Origin of the sequence: Aeromonas sp. sif0611 (assembly GCF_019218845.1) — a bacterium.
GTDB lineage: Bacteria > Pseudomonadota > Gammaproteobacteria > Enterobacterales > Aeromonadaceae > Aeromonas > Aeromonas media.
Genome location: NZ_JAHUWU010000007.1, coordinates 87,686 through 104,357, shown reverse-complemented (window position 1 = coordinate 104,357; position 16,672 = coordinate 87,686). Strand labels below are relative to the sequence as shown.

Genomic DNA, 16,672 nt, shown 5'->3' with positions numbered 1-16,672 from the left:
CGTCTTGTGCAGCTATAAGCTGCAAGTCGTGCGTCTTCCGCCTGATCATGCCTCCCGCTAGCCTTGTGGACATCATCCTCTGCCGAAGATCATGCCATGTCATCACTCAATTCTCTCCCGACCCCTGCCACCCGCCACCTCGGCCTGCTGGCGCTCGGCCTCGCCACCCTGCTGCCCATGCTGGGGGGGAGCCTGGCCAACATGGTACTGCCTGCCCTGGGGCAGGCTTTTGCGGTGCCTTTTGCCAGTCTGCAGTGGGTGCTGGTGGCCTATCTGCTGGGGATCACCTGCCTGACTGTGGTGGCCGGTCGACTGGGGGACAGGTTCGGTCGGCGTCGCCTGCTGCTCCTGGGGCTTGGGCTCTTTGCGCTGGCCTCATTGCTGTGCGCCCTGGCGCCGACCATAGGCTGGCTGATCGCGGCCCGTGCCCTGCAGGGGATCGCTGCGGCCTGCATGCTCTCCCTGGCGCTGGCCATGGTGGGCCAGCTGGTGCCGCCGGCGCGGCGGGGCTGGGGCATGGGGCTGCTCGGTACCCTGTCGGCCTGCGGCACGGCGCTCGGCCCCTCCTTTGGCGGCCTGCTGACGGCCAGCTTTGGTTGGCAGGCCCCCTTCCTGTTGCTGGTGCCCCTCAGCCTGCTGGCACTGGGCTGCGCCCGGCTCGGTCTGCCCCGGGACGACTGCTCGCCACAAGAAGAGGGGGTGAACCTCGCGAGCCTGTCACTGCTGGTGGCGGCCCTGCTCTGCTACGGCCTGGCGCTGACCCTGGGGGGCGCCCTGGCCCTCTGGTGGGGGGCGGGGGCCCTGCTTGTCACGGGCTCGTTCATTCGCCGCGAGCACCGCGCCCTTGTGCCCCTGCTGCCGCTGGCGTTGCTGGGGGCTCCGGGGCTGCGCCACGGCCTTGTCGCCAGCGCCCTGGTGGCCAGCGTCATGGTGCTGACCCTGCTCATAGGCCCCTTCTACCTGAGGGGGGTCTTCGGCCTCGGTCTCGGGACTGTCGGCCTGATGATATCGGGCGGGCCCCTGCTGGCGGCCCTGACGGGCATGCCCGCCGGCTGGCTGGTGGACAGGCTGGGGGCGCGACAGGTGGTCCGACTGGGGCTGGCAGTCATGGGGGCTGCGGCCCTCGGTCTGGCCGGGGCTGCTGGGCAGTTCGGCCCGCTCGGCTATCTGTTGCCCATACTGCTGCTGACCGCCGGTTATGCCCTGTTCCAGACCGCCAACAACAGTGCCGTGGTGGGGGAGGCGAGTGAGCAGACCCGGGGCGCCGTGGCCGGTCTGCTGACCCTGTCGCGCAATCTGGGTCAGCTGACCGGGGTGGCCGGGCTCGGTGGCCTGTTCGCCGCCCTGGTGGGCGAGCAGGGCCTGACCCTGGCCAGCGAGCTGGTGTTCGGCACCCGGGCTCTCTTTGCCCTGAGCGCGCTGCTGATTGGCCTGGCGTTCTGGCTGGTGGGGCGCCGCCGGGAGGGGGTACCGGTCAGTGCCTGAACGGGACGCATAAAAAACGCCTCCGCGAAGGGAGGCGTTTTTTTATCGGGAGGGCGAGCCTACAGAATATAGCGGCTCAGATCCTCGTCCTCGATCAGGGCACCCAGGTGAGCGTTGACGTAGTCGGTGTCGATGACGAAGGTCTCGCCGGACTTCTCGGAGGCGTCGTAGGAGATGTCTTCCATCAGCCGCTCCATCACCGTGTGCAGACGGCGGGCACCTATGTTCTCGGTGCGCTCGTTGACCTGCCAGGCCGCCTCGGCCAGACGGCGAATGCCGTCCTGGGTGAACTCGATCTTGACCCCTTCGGTGGCCATCAGGGCCTGGTACTGATCGGTCAGGGAGGCGTTCGGCTCGGTCAGGATCCGCTCGAAGTCATGGGTGGTGAGGGCGGTCAGCTCGACCCGGATCGGCAGGCGACCCTGCAGCTCGGGAATGAGGTCTGACGGACGGGCCACCTGGAAGGCGCCGGAGGCAACGAACAGGATGTGGTCTGTCTTGACCATGCCGTGCTTGGTGTTGACGGTGCAACCCTCGACCAGCGGCAGCAGGTCGCGTTGTACCCCCTCGCGGGAGACATCGGGGCCCGAGCTCTCGCCGCGCTTGCAGATCTTGTCGATCTCGTCGAGGAAGACGATGCCGTTGTTCTCGACCGCGGCAATGGCCTTCTGCTTCAGCTCTTCCGGGTTGACCAGGCGGGCCGCTTCCTCTTCGATCAGCGCCTTCATGGCCTCCTTGACCTTGATCTTGCGCTTCTTCTTCTGCTGCTGGCCCAGGTTCTGGAACAGCCCCTGCAACTGGTTGGCCATCTCTTCCATGCCCGGCGGGGTCATGATGTCGACGCCCATGGGGGTGGCGGCCAGATCCAGCTCGATCTCCTTGTCATCCAGCTGACCTTCCCGCAGTTTCTTGCGGAAGATCTGGCGGGTGTTGGAGTTGTCGGCCTTCTCCTCCTCGCCCCAGCTATTGCGCGGGTTCGGCAGCAGGGCGTCGAGGATGCGCTCCTCGGCGGCTTCCTCGGCGCGGTATTTCATCTTCTCCATCTCGGTCTCGCGCACCAGCTTGATGGCGACATCGGTGAGATCGCGGATGATGCTGTCCACTTCCTTGCCCACATAGCCCACTTCGGTGAACTTGGTCGCTTCCACCTTGATGAAGGGTGCGTTGGCGAGCTTGGCCAGACGACGGGCGATCTCGGTCTTGCCGACCCCGGTCGGGCCTATCATCAGGATGTTTTTCGGGGTCACTTCATGGCGCATCTCTTCGCTGAGCTGCATCCGGCGCCAGCGGTTGCGCAGGGCCACGGCCACCGCACGCTTGGCATCGGCCTGACCGATGATGTGACGGTCCAGCTCGTGGACGATTTCTCTCGGGGTCATCTCGGACATGATGGAGTTCCTGTATCCGGGGCGGGCAGGGCCCACCCCTTGGAGAATGAGTTGGCTGACGGGCGCCCTTACTTGGCGCTGTAGTCCAGCACTTCGATGGTGTGGTTGCCGTTGGTGAAGACGCAGATGTCGCCCGCAATCTTGAGGGACTTCTCGACTATGGTCCTGGCATCCAGATCGGTGTTTTCCAGCAGGGCGATGGCGGCGGACTGGGCGAAGTTGCCGCCGCTGCCGATGGCGATCAGATCATGCTCCGGCTGCACCACGTCACCGTTGCCGGTGATGATGAAGGATTTGTGCTCATCGGCCACGGCCAGCAGGGCTTCGAGGCGGCGCAGGGCACGATCGGTGCGCCAGTCCTTGGCCAGCGCCACGGCGGCGCGCTCCAGGTTGCCCTGATGGGCCTGCAGTTTGGCTTCGAAGCGCTCGAGCAGGGTGAAGGCGTCGGCGGTGCCGCCGGCAAAACCTGCCAGCACCTTGCCGTTGTAGAGACGATGAACCTTGCGGGCGTTGCCCTTCATGACGGTGTTGCCGAGGGAGACCTGGCCATCACCGCCGATCACGACCTGGCCGTTGCGGCGGACGGAAACTATGGTAGTCACTTTACTTACCTCGCTTGAGCCGAATGACGGCCGGACTGTGCATGGCAAGAAAGATGGGGATGGCAAACCGGCTTTTCAAGCCTGCCTGTTGTCGGGAAAAAAGGGGAGGCCATGTCGGCGAGGGAGAGGGGGGTCGAAAGGAGAAGGGCCGGGGTTGTCCCCCGGCCCTTCCTGATTGGCTCTGTGGCTAGCCTTTCTTGGGGATGCAGCCGCTGATGCCGGAGCCTTGCAGCTTGCGGTTGGCCGCATCGACCGCCGCCTTGCCGCTGAAGGGGCCCACCATCACCTTGTAGACGGTGCCATTGGCACCATTGACCACCTGCAGGCTGGAGGAGAGGCCGGCGCCGAAGGCGATGCGCGCCTTGAGCGACTCTGCGGAATCCTGCGAGCGCAGCGCGGCGCACTGCATCATGTAACGACCGCCGTCGGCTGCCGCTGTCTGGGTCGCCGCCTTGGCCCTGGCGGCCTCGGCCCGCTCCCGCTCCAGTTCGGCACGGATCTCCCGCTCCATCCGCTCACGCTCGGCCTTCTGGTTGATCACCTGCTCTTGCGCGCTGGCGACCGGGGCACCGGTGGCCGGCTTGGCCGGTTGTACCGGTTGCGGCTGGAAGGGCTTCACCTGACCGATGGGGGTCCCCGGTTGGGGGATCTCGGTCGGTACCGGCTGCGGCAGCTTCTCAGGTTGCAGGGTCAGAGTCTCGGCAGGCGGCGGTGGCAGCACGCCCGGCTGGGGCGGCGGCTCTATGATGTCCACCTGCTTGTTCTCCAGCCGTTCGATGTAGCTCCACTTCTCCTGAGGCAGGGTATTGCCCTGAGCCTTGGGTTTGTTGGCCTTCACCTGCTCTTCGATGGTGGGGGCATCCGCCCCCTTGCCGTTGATCAGGTAAAGGAAGGCGCCAAAGCCGACGACCAGGGCCCCGGCCAGCAGTGCCGGGATAACAGGAAAGCGGCGAGGTGCCGCTTTCTTGATGTTACGACCACCGGCCCGTCGTCTCGGGCTGTTGCTGACGTAATCCCGGGTCGCCATCTATTACATGCGCTCCAGGGTGTATATGCCCAGCACGCCCAGGCCCAGCTTGAGCACCTTGGCGGTGGCGGCGCACAGCAGCAGGCGGCTGTTGCGGGTCGCTTCGTCCACGCCATCCTTGTTGATCGGGCAGGCTTCGTAGAAGGTCATGAAGTTTCCGGACAGCTCGTACAGATAGGTGCACAGCAAGTGTGGCATGCCCTTGTCCGCCACGCCGTTGACTGCGTCGGAGAACTGGATCAGCTTCTGGGCCAGCACCTCTTCGGCCTCTTCGTTCAGGGTCACGTGGCCGGTCAGGGCCTCGGCATCGATGTTCGCCTTGCGGAAGATGGATTGGATGCGGGTGTAGGCGTACTGCAGGTAAGGGGCAGTGTTGCCTTCAAACGACAGCATCATGTCCCAGTCGAAGATGTAGTCGGTGGTGCGGTTCTTGGAGAGATCAGCATACTTGACCGCACCCATGGCGATGGCGTGCACCACCTTGGCCTTCTCTTCGGCAGAGAGGTCGCTGTTGCGGCTCTCCAGCAGGGCGGCTGCGCGCTCTTCCGCTTCGTTCAGCAGGTCGACCAGCTTGACGGTGCCGCCGGAGCGGGTCTTGTAGGGACGACCGTCCTTGCCCAGCATCATGCCGAAGGCGTGGTGCTCGAGGGGCACGGACTCCGGCACATAGCCCGCCTTGCGGGTGATGGTCCAGGCCTGCATCAGGTGCTGGTGCTGACGGGAGTCGATGAAGTACATGACGCGGTCGGCGCCCAGGGTTTCGTAACGGTATTTGGCACAGGCGATGTCGGTGGTGGTGTAGAGGAAGCCGCCGTCACTCTTCTGGATGATGACGCCCATGGGCTCGCCATCCTTGTTCTTGAACTCGTCGAGGAAGACCACGGTCGCCCCTTCGCTCTCGACCGCCAGCCCCTTGGCTTTCAGGTCGGCCACGATCTGGGGCAGCATGTCGTTGTACATGGACTCGCCCATGATGTCCTTGTTGGACAGGGAGATGTTCAGGCGATCGTAGTTGCGCTGGTTCTGCTCCATGGTCATGTCGACCAGCTTCTTCCACATGGTGCGGCAGTACTCATCGCCCCCCTGCAGCTTGACCACGTAGTTGCGTGCGCGCTCGGCGAAGGCTTCGTCCTCGTCGTAGTGACGCTTGGCCTGGGTGTAGAAGGCTTCCAGGTCCTTGAGCTCCATGTCGGAGGCGTGCTCGTTGGCCATCTTCTCCAGATAGGCGATCAACATGCCGAACTGGGTGCCCCAGTCGCCGATGTGGTTGGCACGCACCACCTTGTGGCCGAGGAACTCCAGGGCGCGGGCGGCCACGTCACCGAGGACTGTGGAGCGGATGTGGTGCACCGCCATCTCCTTGGCGACGTTCGGCGCCGAGTAGTCCACCACCACGGTCTGTGGCGCGGGCAGCTTCACGTTGGCGTTGGCAGAGGTCACCATGGCTTCCACCTGACCGGCCAGCCAGCTCGGGTCGAAGAAGAAGTTGATGAAGCCGGGGCCGGCGATCTCGACCTTGGCGATCAGATCGGAGGTGGGCAGGTGCTCGATGATGGCAGCGGCCAGCTCACGGGGGTTCTTGCGGGCCGGTTTGGCCAGCAGCATGGCCAGGTTGGTGGCCAGGTCGCCGTGAGCCTTCTCCTTGCATCGGTCTACTTGCACCCGGGCTTCCAGGTCGGCCGGCAGGACGCCCGCGGACTTGAGATTGGCTACCGTTTGTTCAAGTAGATGATGAATATGCTCTTTCATAACTGACCACCGAGGTTGCGCGTCGAAAAATGACTAACTGGATAAGGGCGTGAATTTTACCCGCATCGGGCCGAGAAAACTATAGGAATGGCCCGACCCCCTTGGGGTGGCGGATATTTCACTGCGTTTTTCACCACATTACAGAATATTGATTTGAATAAGTGGTGCTTATCCATTTCTACTGCATATCGAAGCGGCTTGTCCAGGCTATTTCCCCCTGTTTGTTAAGGGGTTATTTATTCCAATTTGGTCTGAATGATCCCGCGTCGTCCGGCGGTCGTATCCTTAGAGGAAGTCGCTAGAGGACGATTCCCATGACACTGGTGCTGTTTCCACTCTCCGCCCACCTGCTGCCCGGCGGCATCATGCCGCTGCGCATCTTCGAGCCCTGGTATCAGCGCATGATAGCCGAGGCGCAGGAGCGGGAGTTTGCGCTCTGCATGCTGGACCCCCGCCAGCCCGATGCGCTGCGCAACATGTATCCCATCGCCACCCGGGTGCGGATCATCGATTTCGATCTGCTGCCGGACGGCCTGCTCGGCATCACAGTGCTCGGGGTGGAGCGGGTCAAAATAGTCGACCTGTGGCAGGAGCCGGACGGCCTGCGGGTCGGCGAGGTGGAGCCGCTGCCCCCCTGGCAGAGAGGTCGGCTCAAGGCCGACCAGCACTCCCTGGCCAAGGCGTTGCAGGACGTGTTCAACGACTATCCGGAGTACGCGGCCCTCTACCCGGAACCCGACTGGAACGATGCCAGCTGGGTGGCACAACGCTGGCTGGAGGTGCTGCCCATCCCGGTGGAGCAGAAGCAATGGCTGGTCGCGGCCAAGGACAACCAGCCCGCCCTCTCCCTGTTGAGCGGCCTGCTGGTCGCGAGCCATTGAATTCCCGTCCCCGGTGATCCTTTTGCCCCGCCCGTCGTAATGGTGATGACAGCAACATTCAAGGGATGGCGCAATGGCATATACTGGCCAACCACAATCGGCTCTACGCAGGACATCGCCCCCCATGGACAACCCAGATGGCGATCTGACGTCTCTTCTCATCAGGGTGGCCGAGCACGGCGACAAGGTCGCCTTCGCCACCCTGTTCCAGCACTTTGCACCGCGCATCCGCAGTTATGGGATTCGCCATCTCGGCAGCGAGGCCAACGCCCTCGAGCTGGTGCAGGAGACCATGCTGCTGGTATGGCAGAAGGCGCGGCTCTATCACCCCGAGAAGGGGGCGCCGACGACCTGGATCTATACCGTCATGCGCAACCAGAGTTTCGACATGCTGCGGCGCCGTCGCGCCAGCAAGGAGGATCTCTGCGCCGAGGAGCTGTGGCCCCTGCTGGAGTTCAGGGCGGAAGAGGAGCACCTGAGCGGTGGTGAAGATGCGGTGCTGACCCGCCAGATGGCAGATTACCTCGCCACCCTGCCGGAGCCGCAACAGCAGGTGGTGCGCGGTATCTATCTGCAGGAGTTTTCCCAGCAGGAGCTGGCAGACCGACTCGGCGTGCCGCTCGGGACCATCAAGTCACGCCTCCGGCTGGCATTACAGAAACTGAAAGAGCAAGTGGAGCAAGGCCATGATTAAGACCCATCCGACCGAACTCATGTTGCGGGCCTTTGCCGCCGACGAGTTGCCCCTGCCGCTGGCCGTCGGTGTCTCTGCCCATTGCGAGCTCTGCCCCGATTGTGCCGCCCGACTCAAGGGCTGTGAAGAGGAGCTGGCTCGCCAGTATCTGGAGCCGGCAGATCAGCCTGCGGCGATAAGCGAGACCATGCCGCTGGAACTCGACGCCATGCTGGCAGGCATACTGCAACAACCCGTGGCCAGCCCGGCCGAACTCGGCCAACCGGTACGGCCGGCGCCCGAGCTGCGGGTGGCAGGCCAGAGTTACCACCTGCCACGGGTGCTGGCCCGCCACCATGCGCCCAAGTGGCGCCATATCGGGGCCATTCGCCAGCACAGTTTGCCTCTGGACGAGATGGGAGCCCGCGCCAGCCTGCTCCATATCGAGGCAGGCGGGTACATCCCTGAGCATACCCACAAGGGTTATGAACTGACGCTGTTGCTGGGAGGCACCATAGAGGACGGCGACACCCGCTATCAGGCGGGAGATTTCATCTGGCGCGATGCCAGCCATGCCCACAGCCCGCACACCCCGGACGGCTGCCTCTGCTACACGGTGCAGGATGCGCCGGTGCAGTTCACCAAGGGCCTGTCGCGACTGCTCAACGGCATCAGCCATCGCCTCTACTGAGCCATGTCGGACAGCAAAAAGGGACCATAAAGGTCCCTTTTTTCATGAGGCAATCCCTCGGGATCAGGCCACAAATACCAGGTAGACGGCGAAGGCCACCACGAAACGGTAGATGGCGAACGGGATGAAGTCGAGGCGACGGATCAGCGCCAGGAAGGTCTTGATGGCGACCATGGCGACCGCGAAGGCGGTGACGAAGCCCACCGCAAACATGGGGAAGTCGGCCATGGAGAGGAAGTCGCGGCTCTTGTAGAGGTCCAGCCCGCTGGCTGCGATCATCATGGGCACCGCCATGATGAAGGAGAACTCTGCCGCCGCATGGCGACTGATGCCCATCAGCATGCCACCGCTGATGGTGGCGCCGGAGCGGGAGAAGCCGGGCCAGAGCGCCAGGCACTGGAACAGACCGACGCCGAACGCCTGCTTGTAGCTGATGTCGTCCAGGGTCTCGGCGGTGACGGCGGGGCGGAACTTCTCGGCGATGATCAGCAGGATACCGCCGGCAACCAGGGCATACATCACGGTTTCCGGGCCAAACAGATGGGCCTTGATCCAGCTGTGAATGGCGAGGCCGATGAGCACGGCGGGCAACATGCCGAGGATGATGTGTATCAGGGAGAGGGTGGCATGCCCCTGTACCGGTTTCTGGCCAAAATGGACGCCTATGAGGCCGAACAGGCGGCGCCAGAACATGACCACCACCGCCAGGATGGATCCCAGCTGGATCACCACCTCGAAGGTGGCGGCCTTGGGGCCTTCGAAACCGAGCAGGTGGCCGACGATGATCATGTGGCCGGTGGAGGAAACGGGCAGAAACTCGGTCAGGCCTTCCACTATGCCCAGCACGAAGGCCACAAACAGGGCGTAGGATTCGGTCATGGTACAGATCTCTTGGTTGATGGGTCCGGATAAAATCAGCCCCGATCAGGGTCGGGGCGGCCAATGATGGCGGAAAATCACGCGGGCAACCAGAGAATATTGGGGGCTCCTGTGCGGTTTCCGGCCCTTGTCTGGCGGCCGGTACTTTCCGCATGGTGCAGGGTCAGGGCGCAGCGGCTTTAGTAGCACTACCTCGGACGTTGTTGCCGCCCCGTCACCTTCTGACATGACCGCCACGGCCAGTCAGCCGCCCGTGGCGGGTCAATTCGTCATGCCAGCACCGCCAGGATCTGCTGCTGCAGCGCCTCGTCCAGTGGCGGCAGGGCCAGTGCCTCGACCGCGCTCACTATCTGCTGCGGGCTGCTGGCGCCGATCAGGGCGCAGCTCACCACGGGATCGCGCAGCACCCACTGCAATGCCAGCTGTGACAGGGGCTGCCCCCTCTGCTGCGCCAGGGCGTGCAGGGCGCGAATGCGGGCCAGCTTGTCTGCGGTGATCTGGTCGGGCTGGAGGAAGGGGCTGGTGCTGGCGGCGCGGGAATCCGCCGGGATCCCTTCCAGATAGCGATCGCTGAGCAACCCCCCCGCCAGGGGCGAGAAGGCGACCACCCCCATCCCCTGTTCGCGGCAGACCGGCAGCGTCTCGGCCTCGATGTCGCGCTGAAACAGGGAGTACTTGAGCTGATTGACCAGGCAGGGGGTGCCGAGTTCGGCCAGCCGGGTCGCCGCCCTGGCGGCAAGCTCGGCCGGGTAGTTGGAGAGGCCGACATAGAGCGCCTTGCCCTGGCGTACCATGAGCGCCAGAGCCTGACAGGTCTCCTCCAGCGGGGTGCGGGGATCCGGTCTGTGGTGATAGAAGATGTCCACATAGTCGAGCCCGAGCCGGCGCAGGCTCTGGTGCAGGCTGGCAAACAGGTATTTGGCGCTGCCGCCGTCGCCGTAGGGGCCGTCCCACATCACGTAACCCGCCTTGCTGGCGATGATTAGCTCATCTCTGTAGGGGGCCAGACTGCCCTTGAGCACGCCGCCGAAGGTGGTTTCGGCGGAGCCTGGCGGTGGCCCGTAGTTGTTGGCGAGATCGAAGTGGGTGATCCCCAGATCGAACGCCTGATGCACCATGGCCTTCACCCTGGCGGGATCGCTCCCTGCACCAAAGTTGTGCCAGAGCCCGAGGCCGATGCCGGGCAGGCGCAGGCCGTGGCGACCGGCGGCTCTGTAAGCTTGGCGCTGGTAGCGATCCGGCGCGGCGAGGTAGTGATCATCCATGTTTATCAAGGCTCCTGAGTTGGCTCGGTGGACTGTCGTTAGCAAGCGGAGGTGAAGAGCCCCACTCCTCCCCTTCATAAGGGGAGGAGCATCATCGCACCTCCCCTTTTGAAGGGGGGGCGGGAGGGGGTCTTAGTCTGTGGGGATCAGACGGTAACGGGTCTGATGGTGATATAGCTGGCCCGGCAGCAACCAGGGGTCGCCGAGCTCCGGCCGGTTCGGGCTGTCCGGCAGTTGCTGCGCCTCCAGGCAGAAACCGTCGTAATCCCGGTATGGCCGGCCGCTGCGGTCCGGCGTGCTGGCCAGCCAGTTGCCGGTGTAGAACTGCAAGGAGGGCTGGTTGGTGTGGACCTCCATCACCAGTTGTTCATCCCCGGACACCACCCGTGCCGCCCACGCCTGTTCGGGGCCGTTCAGCACAAAGGCGTGGTCAAAGCCCTTGGCCTGTTGTTGCTGGGGATGGCTCAGCCAATCCTTGCCGATAAGACGTTCATTGCGCAGATCGAAGGGGCCCTCCACCGGCGTGATGGCGAGCGGCAAACCGCTCTGGTCGGTGGGCAGGAAGCGATCGGCATTGATGCTGATGACATGGTGACGAATATCGGAGCGTACATCGCTGCCAGCCTGGTGGCCATCGAGGTTGAAGTAGGCGTGACTGGTGAGGCTGACCGGGGTCGGTGCATCCGTGCTGGCCTTGAAGTCGACCACCAGATCGTGCTGCTCCAGCCGGTACTCCAGGGTCACCCGCAAGTTGCCGGGGAAGCCCTGATCTCCCGCTCTTGATAGCAGCGCCAGTCTGACCCTGTCCGCCTCCTGCTCCTTGATCTGCCAGGGCTGGCGATGGAATCCGTCGCGCCCGCCGTGCAGGCAGTGGGGGGGCTGATTGGCTTCGAGAGACCAGCGTTCGTCCCCTCGCACCAGCTCGGCGCCGCCGATGCGGTTGGCAAAGCGACCCGCTACTGCCCCCAGCCACACCTGCTGGGCGGCATAAGCCTCGTCGGCGCAGCCCAGCAGCACTTCACGGCGCTGGCCAGCTACCGGCAGGCTGAGGGAGGTGAGGGTGGCGCCAAATTCGAGGCCGCGCAGGCGCAGCCCCTCCTCGTTTTCCAGTTCGAATGTTTTCATGGTTTGCCCGTTTCGATGATCGGTGACCTGTCACTCATGTGCTTCCCGTTAGAGCCTACCCGCCCCGGCGCTGGCGCGGCAGACATAGCAGTCCGCCTGGAGGCCAAACCTGGCCGGGTACTGGGCCTCGACCACGGCGATCACCTCGGCCACCCGCTCCGGGCGCAGCAGGGCGACCACGCAGCCGCCGAAGCCGCCGCCGGTCATCCGCACGCCGCCTTCGCTGCCGATCTGGGCCTTGATGATCTCCACCAGGCCGTCGATAGGGGGCACCGTGATCTCGAAGTCATCCCGCATGGCGGCATGAGACTGTCCCATCAGCTCGCCGAGGCGTACCAGATCGCCGCTCGCCAGGGCGTCGGCGGCGGCCAGAGTGCGGGCGTTTTCCCCCACCACGTGGCGGGCACGGCGGTAGCAGGCCTCGTCCAGTCCGGCCTTGCCCGCCTCCAGCGCGGCCAGATCCAGGTCGCGCAGCGCCTTGACCCCGTAGTGACAGGCGGCGGTCTCGCACTGCTGGCGGCGGGTGTTGTATTCGCTGTCCACCAGGCCGCGGCGCACGTTGGAGTTGACGATCAGCACCGCCAGATCCGCGGGCATGGGGATGAGGCGGGTCTCCAGAGTGCGGCAGTCCAGCAGCAGGGCGTGATCCCGCTCGCCGCTGGCGGAGATCATCTGATCCATGATGCCGCAGTTGCAGCCGACGAACTGGTTCTCCGCCTGCTGGCCGTTGAGGGCAATCTCGGCCTGGCTGATGGCAAGCCCCTGGGCTTCCTTGAAGGCCTGGCCGATGGCCACCTCCAGGGAGGCGGACGAGGAGAGGCCGGTGCCCTGGGGCACGTTGCCGGAGACCACCAGGTTGAGGCCGCGCAGGGCATGGCCACGGGCCTGCAGATGCTTGATCACACCGCGGATGTAGTCGCTCCAGCGCTGGTCCGGGTGATGGGTGATGGGCTTGTCCAGGCTGAACAGATCCCGCTGGTTGCCGTAGTCGGCGGCGATCACGTGCACCAGGTTGTCGCTGCGCCGGCCGATGGCGACGCAGGTCTCGTAGTCGATGGCACAGGGCAGCACGAAGCCGTCGTTGTAGTCGGTATGCTCGCCGATGAGGTTGACGCGACCGGGGGCGCGCACCAGCAGGTCGGGTTGTTGCTCAAACTGCTCGGCAAACACGGCGCTGACGCGTTGGCTGGGGGTCATGGGGTCACCTCATTGGCTTTGTAATGAACGGGGGAGAGGGAACGCAGGCGTTCCGCGGCTTGTTCCGGCGTCAGGTCCCGCTGGGTTTCGGCCAGCATCTCGAAGCCCACCATGAACTTGCGCACCGTGGCGGAGCGCAGCAGGGGCGGGTAGAAGTGGGCGTGCAACTGCCAAGCCTCGGGGCAGTCCGAGTTCGGCGGCGCGAAATGCCAGCCCATGGAGTAGGGGAAGCTGCACTCGAACAGGTTGTCGTAGCGGCTGGTGAGCTCCTTGAGCGCCACCGCCAGATCTTCTTGCTGCTCCCGGGTGAGATCCAGCATTGAGGGCACATGGGCCTTGGGCAGCAGCAAGGTTTCGAACGGCCAGGCCGCCCAGAAGGGCACCACTGCCAGCCAGTGTGCCGTCTCCACCACGATGCGGGAGCGGTCTTGCAGCTCCCGCTCCATGTAGTCCAGCAGCAGCGGGCGGCCGTGTTCGGCCAGCCAGTCGCGCTGGTGCTGCTCCTCGCGGGCTATCTCGTTGGGCAAAAAGTCGCTGCCCCACAGCTGGCCGTGGGGGTGGGGGTTGGAGCAGCCCATGACGGCGCCCTTGTTCTCGAACACTTGCACCCATTCCCACTGGCTTGACAGCTCGGCGACCTGGCTCATCCAGGTGGTGATCACCGCCTCGATGGCGGGCAGGGGCAGCTCGGGCAGGGTCTTGCCGTGATCCGGCGAGAAGCAGATGACCCGGCTGGTGCCGCGGGCCGCCTCCAGCTTGAGCAGGGGATCCTGCTTATCGCCGGCGGCCGGGGTGTCCTGCATCAGGGCGGCGAAGTCGTTGGTGAAGACGAAGGTGTCCCGATAGTCGGGGTTCTGGTCGCCGGTGACGCGCTTGTTGCCGGCGCAGAGGAAGCAGTCCGGATCGTGGGACTGGCTCGGCGCCTGGCTTATTTTTTCGACCTGACCCTGCCAGGGGCGCTTGGCCCTGTGGGGGGAGACCAGCACATACTGGCCGGTCAGCGGGTTGAAACGGCGGTGGGGGTGATCAACAGGGTTGAACATCATCACTCCAGTCAATGAGTTGAGAAAATCGTAACGGGCAGGCCGGCAGGCCTACTCCTCGTAACCGTTCGGGTTGGCGGACTGCCAGCGCCAGCTGTCGGCGCACATGGCGGCGAGATCCCGGGTGGCATGCCAGCCCAGTTCGCGCTGTGCCTTGGCGGGATCGGCCCAGCATTCGGCGATGTCGCCCGGGCGCCTGGGCTCGATGCGATAAGGCAGTGGCTTGCCGCAGGCGGCTGAGAACGCGGCCACCATCTGCAGCACGCTCTGGCCCTGGCCGGTGCCCAGGTTGTAGGGGTGGACGCCGCCTCGCCCCGCACAGTGGTGCAGCGCCTTGACGTGCCCCTCGGCGAGATCCATCACATGGATGTAGTCGCGCACGCCGGTGCCATCCGGAGTGTTGTAATCGTTTCCAAAGACCGAGAGGCAGTCGCGACGGCCGATGGCCACCTGGGTGATATAGGGCATCAGATTGTTGGGGATGCCCTGGGGATCTTCCCCCAGGGTACCGGACTCGTGGGCGCCGACCGGGTTGAAGTAGCGCAGCAGGGTCATGCTCCAGTGGGGCTCGGCGGCCTGCAGATCCTCGAGGATCTCCTCGATGATCAGCTTGGAGCGGCCATAGGGGTTGGTGGCGCTGCGCGGGAAGTCTTCCCGGATGGGGGTGCTGGCCGGGTCGCCGTAGACGGTGGCCGAGGAGCTGAACACCAGGTTGTGAACCCCGGCCCGCTTCATTGCCTGCAGCAGCACCAGGGTGCCACTCAGGTTGTTCTCATAATATTCGAGGGGGATCCGGGTCGATTCGCCGACCGCTTTTAGGGCGGCGAAGTGGATCACGGCGTCGATCTGCTGCTCGGCGAAGATGCTGTCCAGCAGTGCCGGGTCACGGATGTCCCCCTGATAGAAGTGGGGCAGTTGCCCGCTGATGGCGGCGACCCGTGTCAGCACGGCGGCCTTGCTGTTGCAGAGGTTGTCCACCACCACGGGTTCCATGCCTGCCGCCTGCAAGGCCAGACAGGTGTGGCTGCCGATATAGCCGCAACCGCCGGTCACCAGTACTCTCATCCTCTTCTCCACCGTTCGTGCCTCACGCAAGGAAAGCCTGAGCAGGAGTCTAGCCGAGGGGCTGGCGGGTAAACTGTGAACCGGTTAACAAATAGATGGAAACGTTTACACGTCCTTGCGTGGCGATAAATGCATCGACATGGCTTTCCCCCCTGTTATCAGTGACATTGCTCGGTATAATGGCGCCATATCGAACCGTGAAATAAGTGAAAACAGCATGAGCACCATCAAGGATGTCGCCCGTTTGGCCAACGTATCGGTGGCAACGGTTTCACGGGTGATGAACAACTCACCCAAGGCCAGTGCCGCCTCCCGCGAGGTGGTGCAGAAGGCCATGGCCGAACTGGGCTACACCCCCAACGCCAACGCCCGGGCCCTGGTCAGCCAGACCTGCGACACCATGGGCGTGGTGGTCGGTGACGTGGCAGATCCCTTCTTCGGGGCTCTGGTCAAGGGGGTCGCCGGGGTGGCGGTGGAACAGGGGCTGCACCTGCTGATGGGAAATGGTTTTCACCGCGCCCAGCAGGAGCGGGAAGCCATCGATCTGCTGATCGGCAAGCGCTGCGAGGCGCTGGTGGTGCACAGCAAGGCGCTCAGCGACGAGGAGCTCATCGATTATGCCCTGCGGGCCCCTGGCATGGTGTTGATCAACCGCGACATTCCGGGTCTGAGGGGCCGCTGCATCGCCCTCAACAACCGGCAGGGAGCCGCCACCGCGACCCGCCATCTGCTGGAACTGGGGCATCGCCACATCGCCTTCCTCAGTTCGGATCATGCCATCGAGGATGCCATGCTGCGCCATCAGGGTTATCAGGATGCCCTGGCCGAGGCGGGCCTGAGCGCCGATCCCGAGCTGGTGGAGAGCGGCATGCCCAATGAAGAGGGCGGTGAGCGCGCCATGCTCAACCTGCTGGCCAAGGGGTTGCCCATCACGGCGGTGGTGGCCTACAACGATGCCATGGCGGCAGGCGCCATCTCGGTACTGGCAGACAATGGTCTCAAGGTGCCTGAAGAGGTCTCGGTGGTGGGCTTCGATGACATCATCTATGCCAGATACCTGAGGCCCAAGCTCTCCACCATGCGTTATCCCATCGAACTGATGGCCGCCCAGGCCGCCAAGCTGGCGTTGCAACTCGCCGCAGGGGAGAGCGAGACGGTGCAGAGCCGGATCTACACCCCGACCCTTATCAACCGCCACTCGGTGGCGCCCGTCAGGCTCTGATCGTTGCGTCTCCTTGCCGCCGTCATGGCGGTGGCGTGACGGCGGTTGGGGCATGTCTACTGGCTCATGCTGCTGCGAAGCGCCCCAGTCTCTAATCAACCGCCACTCGGTCGTACCCATCGGGTGTGCCCTCTGCCTCTGTCATGGCGGTGGAGTGGGGACTGAGCCACCGATAGACGCCCACGCCCCTGTTCAACTGCCGCTTGATGGCGCCCGTCTGTCTCTGCTCAACCGCCTTCCGATGGCATTCCCCAGACTCTGAAGGTGATGTTTCTTGCCGCCTTCTGACGGTGGATTGGAGGCAGTTGAGTAGCCGCCTCTGATGACTCGCCCTAAAAGTCGCCACTCGAAACTCGATATCTCTCTCTTTTTCCACGGTT

15 protein-coding genes are annotated in these 16,672 nt (G+C 64.3%); 5 read left to right on the top strand and 10 right to left on the bottom strand.

The features are described from left to right. Positions 1 to 96 precede the first annotated feature (96 nt). On the top strand, positions 97 to 1,485 hold the full coding sequence (locus KW824_RS16350) for an MFS transporter (RefSeq protein WP_218410329.1): 1,389 nt from the start codon (positions 97 to 99) through the stop codon (positions 1,483 to 1,485). Positions 1,486 to 1,544: 59 nt separating this feature from the next. Here the strand turns inward: KW824_RS16350 and hslU are convergent, their stop codons facing one another. The 4 genes from hslU to argS form a co-directional block, all read right to left on the bottom strand. Beyond that, positions 1,545 to 2,873, bottom strand: coding sequence for an HslU--HslV peptidase ATPase subunit (gene hslU, locus KW824_RS16345; RefSeq protein ID WP_005328414.1), 1,329 nt, complete (start codon positions 2,871 to 2,873; stop codon positions 1,545 to 1,547). A 68-nt stretch (positions 2,874 to 2,941) separates the two neighbouring features. Next, positions 2,942 to 3,475: an ATP-dependent protease subunit HslV gene (gene hslV, locus KW824_RS16340; RefSeq protein ID WP_025328697.1), complete on the bottom strand. Its 534-nt coding sequence runs from the start codon at positions 3,473 to 3,475 to the stop codon at positions 2,942 to 2,944. A gap of 187 nt (positions 3,476 to 3,662) precedes the next feature. After that, on the bottom strand, positions 3,663 to 4,502 hold the full coding sequence (locus tag KW824_RS16335) for an SPOR domain-containing protein (protein WP_171269354.1): 840 nt from the start codon (positions 4,500 to 4,502) through the stop codon (positions 3,663 to 3,665). A 3-nt stretch (positions 4,503 to 4,505) separates the two neighbouring features. Then, positions 4,506 to 6,251, bottom strand: a complete 1,746-nt coding sequence (gene argS / locus KW824_RS16330) for an arginine--tRNA ligase (RefSeq protein ID WP_218410328.1) — start codon at positions 6,249 to 6,251, stop codon at positions 4,506 to 4,508. Positions 6,252 to 6,565: 314 nt separating this feature from the next. On the opposite strand from argS, the gene KW824_RS16325 reads away from it, so the two are divergent. From KW824_RS16325 to KW824_RS16315, 3 genes are all read left to right on the top strand, one after another. Beyond that, positions 6,566 to 7,132 carry an LON peptidase substrate-binding domain-containing protein gene (locus KW824_RS16325; RefSeq protein ID WP_218410327.1) on the top strand — a complete coding sequence of 189 codons (567 nt, stop codon included), beginning with the start codon at positions 6,566 to 6,568 and terminating at the stop codon, positions 7,130 to 7,132. A 124-nt stretch (positions 7,133 to 7,256) separates the two neighbouring features. Then, positions 7,257 to 7,826: a sigma-70 family RNA polymerase sigma factor gene (locus KW824_RS16320; RefSeq protein ID WP_218410326.1), complete on the top strand. Its 570-nt coding sequence runs from the start codon at positions 7,257 to 7,259 to the stop codon at positions 7,824 to 7,826. Further along, positions 7,819 to 8,496, top strand: a complete 678-nt coding sequence (locus KW824_RS16315) for a ChrR family anti-sigma-E factor (protein ID WP_139751719.1) — start codon at positions 7,819 to 7,821, stop codon at positions 8,494 to 8,496. The genes KW824_RS16320 and KW824_RS16315 overlap by 8 nt, the downstream gene beginning before the upstream one ends. 63 nt (positions 8,497 to 8,559) lie before the next feature. Here KW824_RS16315 and bacA read toward each other — a convergent pair whose 3' ends face one another. The 6 genes from bacA to galE all read right to left on the bottom strand — a co-directional run bounded on the left by bacA (position 8,560) and on the right by galE (position 15,070). Further along, a complete protein-coding gene (gene bacA, locus KW824_RS16310) occupies positions 8,560 to 9,375 on the bottom strand; it encodes an undecaprenyl-diphosphate phosphatase (RefSeq protein ID WP_218410325.1) in 816 nt (271 codons plus the stop codon). Positions 9,376 to 9,644: 269 nt separating this feature from the next. Next, on the bottom strand, positions 9,645 to 10,640 hold the full coding sequence (locus KW824_RS16305; protein ID WP_218410324.1) for an aldo/keto reductase: 996 nt from the start codon (positions 10,638 to 10,640) through the stop codon (positions 9,645 to 9,647). A gap of 132 nt (positions 10,641 to 10,772) precedes the next feature. Further along, the gene (gene galM / locus KW824_RS16300) at positions 10,773 to 11,765 is read right to left on the bottom strand and encodes a galactose-1-epimerase (RefSeq protein WP_218410323.1); all 993 of its coding nucleotides are present in this window, start codon (positions 11,763 to 11,765) and stop codon (positions 10,773 to 10,775) included. 48 nt (positions 11,766 to 11,813) lie between these two features. Beyond that, entirely contained in the window at positions 11,814 to 12,962 is a 1,149-nt protein-coding gene (gene galK / locus KW824_RS16295) for a galactokinase (RefSeq protein WP_218410322.1), read from the bottom strand. Continuing rightward, positions 12,959 to 14,005 carry a UDP-glucose--hexose-1-phosphate uridylyltransferase gene (locus tag KW824_RS16290; protein WP_218410321.1) on the bottom strand — a complete coding sequence of 349 codons (1,047 nt, stop codon included), beginning with the start codon at positions 14,003 to 14,005 and terminating at the stop codon, positions 12,959 to 12,961. The genes galK and KW824_RS16290 overlap by 4 nt, the downstream gene beginning before the upstream one ends. Positions 14,006 to 14,056: 51 nt before the next feature. Continuing rightward, on the bottom strand, positions 14,057 to 15,070 hold the full coding sequence (gene galE, locus KW824_RS16285; protein ID WP_218410320.1) for a UDP-glucose 4-epimerase GalE: 1,014 nt from the start codon (positions 15,068 to 15,070) through the stop codon (positions 14,057 to 14,059). Between the two features lie 217 nt (positions 15,071 to 15,287). On the opposite strand from galE, the gene KW824_RS16280 reads away from it, so the two are divergent. After that, positions 15,288 to 16,292, top strand: coding sequence for a substrate-binding domain-containing protein (locus KW824_RS16280; protein ID WP_005328123.1), 1,005 nt, complete (start codon positions 15,288 to 15,290; stop codon positions 16,290 to 16,292). The last annotated feature ends 380 nt before the right edge of the window (positions 16,293 to 16,672 follow it).